Origin of the sequence: Secundilactobacillus paracollinoides DSM 15502 = JCM 11969, assembly GCF_001311135.1 — a bacterium.
GTDB classification, from domain to species: Bacteria; Bacillota; Bacilli; order Lactobacillales; family Lactobacillaceae; genus Secundilactobacillus; species Secundilactobacillus paracollinoides.
Map to the genome: position 1 here is coordinate 1 of NZ_BBAG01000119.1, position 3,257 is coordinate 3,257.

At 47.2% G+C, this 3,257-nt stretch carries 4 protein-coding genes and 1 pseudogene; 2 read left to right on the plus strand and 3 right to left on the minus strand.

Annotated features, from left to right (window positions below):
• Positions 1-211: 211 nt before the first annotated feature.
• Together JCM11969_RS20135 and JCM11969_RS18265 are read right to left on the minus strand one after the other, a co-directional pair.
• Positions 212-441, minus strand: a pseudogene (locus tag JCM11969_RS20135) (CatB-related O-acetyltransferase); the annotation flags it as partial.
• A gap of 64 nt (positions 442-505) precedes the next feature.
• Positions 506-772 carry a hypothetical protein gene (locus JCM11969_RS18265; protein ID WP_173585432.1) on the minus strand — a complete coding sequence of 89 codons (267 nt, stop codon included), beginning with the start codon at positions 770-772 and terminating at the stop codon, positions 506-508.
• Between the two features lie 79 nt (positions 773-851).
• Between JCM11969_RS18265 and JCM11969_RS16250 the strand changes: the two genes are divergently transcribed.
• Together JCM11969_RS16250 and JCM11969_RS16255 are read left to right on the plus strand one after the other, a co-directional pair.
• Entirely contained in the window at positions 852-2,048 is a 1,197-nt protein-coding gene (locus JCM11969_RS16250) for an NAD(P)-dependent oxidoreductase (RefSeq protein ID WP_054712910.1), read from the plus strand.
• A 127-nt stretch (positions 2,049-2,175) separates the two neighbouring features.
• Complete coding sequence (locus JCM11969_RS16255; protein ID WP_054712913.1) at positions 2,176-2,799, plus strand: DedA family protein; 624 nt, start codon at positions 2,176-2,178, stop codon at positions 2,797-2,799.
• A 58-nt stretch (positions 2,800-2,857) separates the two neighbouring features.
• Here JCM11969_RS16255 and JCM11969_RS17980 read toward each other — a convergent pair whose 3' ends face one another.
• Positions 2,858-3,007, minus strand: a complete 150-nt coding sequence (locus JCM11969_RS17980; protein ID WP_156319416.1) for a hypothetical protein — start codon at positions 3,005-3,007, stop codon at positions 2,858-2,860.
• Positions 3,008-3,257 lie beyond the last annotated feature (250 nt).

The following is a 3,257-nucleotide window of genomic DNA, read 5'->3' on the forward strand; positions in this document are numbered from 1 at the left end:
AAAAAAAGCACCCTCTCCTCAGAAAGGGTGCAGCACATAAAAGTGCAATGACATCATGATTTAACATGATTGTCCGCGACATCAAGTGTCATAATACTATGGTAACGCCCTTTTACTCAAAATAACAGACGTTTTCGAGAAAATACTAGTTTTGCTTCAAATGCTTCGCCACGAATTCATCAATTGGCAGCCGGAAGTCATCATAGTATTTTTCGAGGTCTTCACGTGACCAATCCCACCATTTGATTTCTTCTAAGTCAGCCTTGAGTTCATCCGGGAAACGGTCCTTGATCGGTTTTGCCGGCACGCCACCGACAATCGTATACGGGGCAACGTCCTTCGTGACAACGGCTCCTGAACCGATCACCGCACCATCACCGACGTGAACGCCTGACTGGATAACGGCACCGTGCCGATCCAGACATCGTTGCCGATCTCCGTTTTTCGAATCTTGCGCCCAGCCAGAAATTCGGTATCCGGATTATCAAAACCGTACGCTGCACCGTTATACGCAAAAATATGCTGAGCTGGTCGGTCGTAGATGGTTGGTTGGGCCGATGCGAATCATGGCGGCCATACTAATGAACTTATTTAAAGTACTGTTTTGAATAAAACAGAATTGGCCGGTATAGGTATAATCACCGATGGCGCTGTTATCCAAATAGTTCTGTTCGCCAATTTCAACGTACTGGCCAAACGTGATGTCCTTGTGTTCCCCGCCTTTTCCAATGACGGGTTCATCCTTTGACAATTTTACAAAATTAATGTGCATCGTGTCACTTCCTAATTCATTTGCGTTATGATGTTTTCAGAATATTATAAGTCTTTTTTGGCTAAAGGGGTGGAAAAATATGTTTCAAGTGAAAGCTTTAGATACCTTTGACGTCACCGATTTTGCGGGTGACACGTTTAGATTGACGGAATCGGATACACCAGATGCCGTTTTGGTTCGTAGTACTAAGGTGCCGGACGAGCTGATTTCAGAGCACCTGCTACTTGTCGCGCGTTCTGGCATTGGCACGAATACGATCAACGTTGATGCCTGTACGGAAAACGGCACGGCGGTTTTTAACACTCCTGGTGCGAACGCCAATGCGGTAAAGGAACTCATCATCCAGTGCTTGTTTTACAGCGGTCGGCCGCTCTTTTCAGCCTTAGCAGCCACCCGAAAGTTAGTCGCTGACGACTTGCAAGCGGCGGCAGAGGGCATCCGTAAATCCTACGTTGGCGAAGAACTCTACGGGAAAACGGTCGGCATTCTCGGTCTTGGTGCCATCGGCCAGCGTCTGGCCAACACGTGCTATCATCTCGGGATGCAGGTGCTCGGCTACAACCGCAGCTTCAAGAATCTTCAACACGTTCAGCAAATGGAAGACATCAATGATGTGCTCGAACAGGCTGACTTCGTGGTGCTCTTATTACCGCTGAACGATGAAACTGAGCACATGATGGGTAAGGCGCAGTTCCGGTTAATGAAGGATACTGCCTTCCTATTAAACTTCGGCCGGGCAGCACTGGTTGACGATGACGCCGTTAAGGAGGCCCTCCATCAGCGTCAATTTGCCCACTACATTACGGATTTCCCGCAAAATGACCTGAAGGATGAACCGCAGATCACGATGTTGCCCCACCTTGGCGGCAATACGGTGGAAGCATTGTCAAACAGCGCCAACCTGACGCTGCAAAACACCCTCGACTTTCTCGAAGCCGGCACCATCCGTTCCTCAGTCAACTTCCCGCCGGTCGATCTGCCGTTCACGAGTCCCTACCGCTTCACCCTGTTTTTCAAAACACGCAACAATTTCTGGTCCGACGTCTCAGATGTGCTCAACCACTTTGAACTGCCCATGCAAGAAATGATGGGCAACACCCGTGGCGACTATGGGTATACCGTGGTCAATACAACGATTCCGGAAATGAATCAGGACCAAGACCAAGTTGAAACGATATTGAGCGCCCTAAGCAATGTCCCGGGCATGATTCGCGTTCGGCTGTTGGCCAATCCGTCAGACTTTATCGAAACACCAATTCCGCCTGAATCCATTTAATACTGACTGAATACCACCAATTTCTTGGCATTTTCTTAAGTCCTGCCGATCCAAAGTAAGAGTGATTGCGTTCTCGCCCACTATCCGGTAAACTACGGTAACTAAGAAATCGCTCAGGAGGGCCACCATGGACACCACTACCATCATGACACTCATTGACCAGTACGGTTATTTGGCAGTGCTACTGCTCATTGCCTTAGAAAATATCTTTCCCCCCATTCCATCAGAGATCATCCTCACCTTTACAGGATTCCTCATTCTATCAACGCACCTCACAATTCCCGGTGCGATTCTTGCCTCAACTGCTGGTTCGGTTCTCGGCGCCATTATTTTGTACGGCATCGGCCGCCTACTGACAGAAGACCGCTTAAATTACTTCCTGGCTACACGTGTGGGGAAACTCCTGCGACTAAAGCCTAAGGACGTCAACAAGGCGTTTACCTTCTTCAACCATCACGGTGGTAAAGCCATCTTCTTCGGGCGCTTTATTCCAGTCGTGCGGAGTCTGATCTCAGTCCCAGCCGGAATGGCCGAGTACCCACTCGTGCGTTTCACAGTCCTGTCAACCCTGGGGACTGCTATTTGGAACACAGTTCTGATTTCTGCCGGCTACCTAGCTGGTGACAACTGGCAAACGATTCTCGCCACCATCGAATCGTTCAGTTCAGCCATTACCGTAATCGTCATTGCCGCCTGCTGTTTAGCCGGTTACTACTACCTACGCAAACGCCGAGCCAATGCCACGAAATAAGTGCAAAAAAGCGCTCAGACAACCATCTCGCTAAGCAGCTGGTTGTCTGAACGCTTTTTTACTTTTCGTTTTGGTTTTCCTTTTTCATTTCGGCAATCATTTCATCTAAACTTAAATAGGCATGTCTCACTAATTTCTTGTGGTATTCAGCGTTTTCTCGATCAATTTCTCGAATGATTTGGTCATAAATATCCTGTTGGCTTTCCATTGGCTTAGCCTCCTCCTACCGTGGAATATATCATATTTTCAGCAGGTTATAAATAGAATCGCATTACTGTTTTATAACCGCCCTTAGTCTTCGTTCCAACTTCTCGTTATCTAACGCACGATTACCTTTCTGTCGTTCAATATCAGACTTGTCGTGCCATCTTAAAAACAAATGAATCAAATTTGTATAGGGAATTTCCTCACTTTTAATTTCAATTAAGTACCTGAATTATTCATAGTTCATAAAAATA

Coding starts and splice junctions, on each gene's coding strand:
- JCM11969_RS16250 (WP_054712910.1), top strand. CDS start 852: ATGTTTCAAGTGAAAGCTTTAGATACCTTTGACGTCACCGATTTTGCG.
- JCM11969_RS18265 (WP_173585432.1), bottom strand. CDS start 772: ATGCACATTAATTTTGTAAAATTGTCAAAGGATGAACCCGTCATTGGA.
- JCM11969_RS17980 (WP_156319416.1), bottom strand. CDS start 3,007: ATGGAAAGCCAACAGGATATTTATGACCAAATCATTCGAGAAATTGAT.
- JCM11969_RS16255 (WP_054712913.1), top strand. CDS start 2,176: ATGGACACCACTACCATCATGACACTCATTGACCAGTACGGTTATTTG.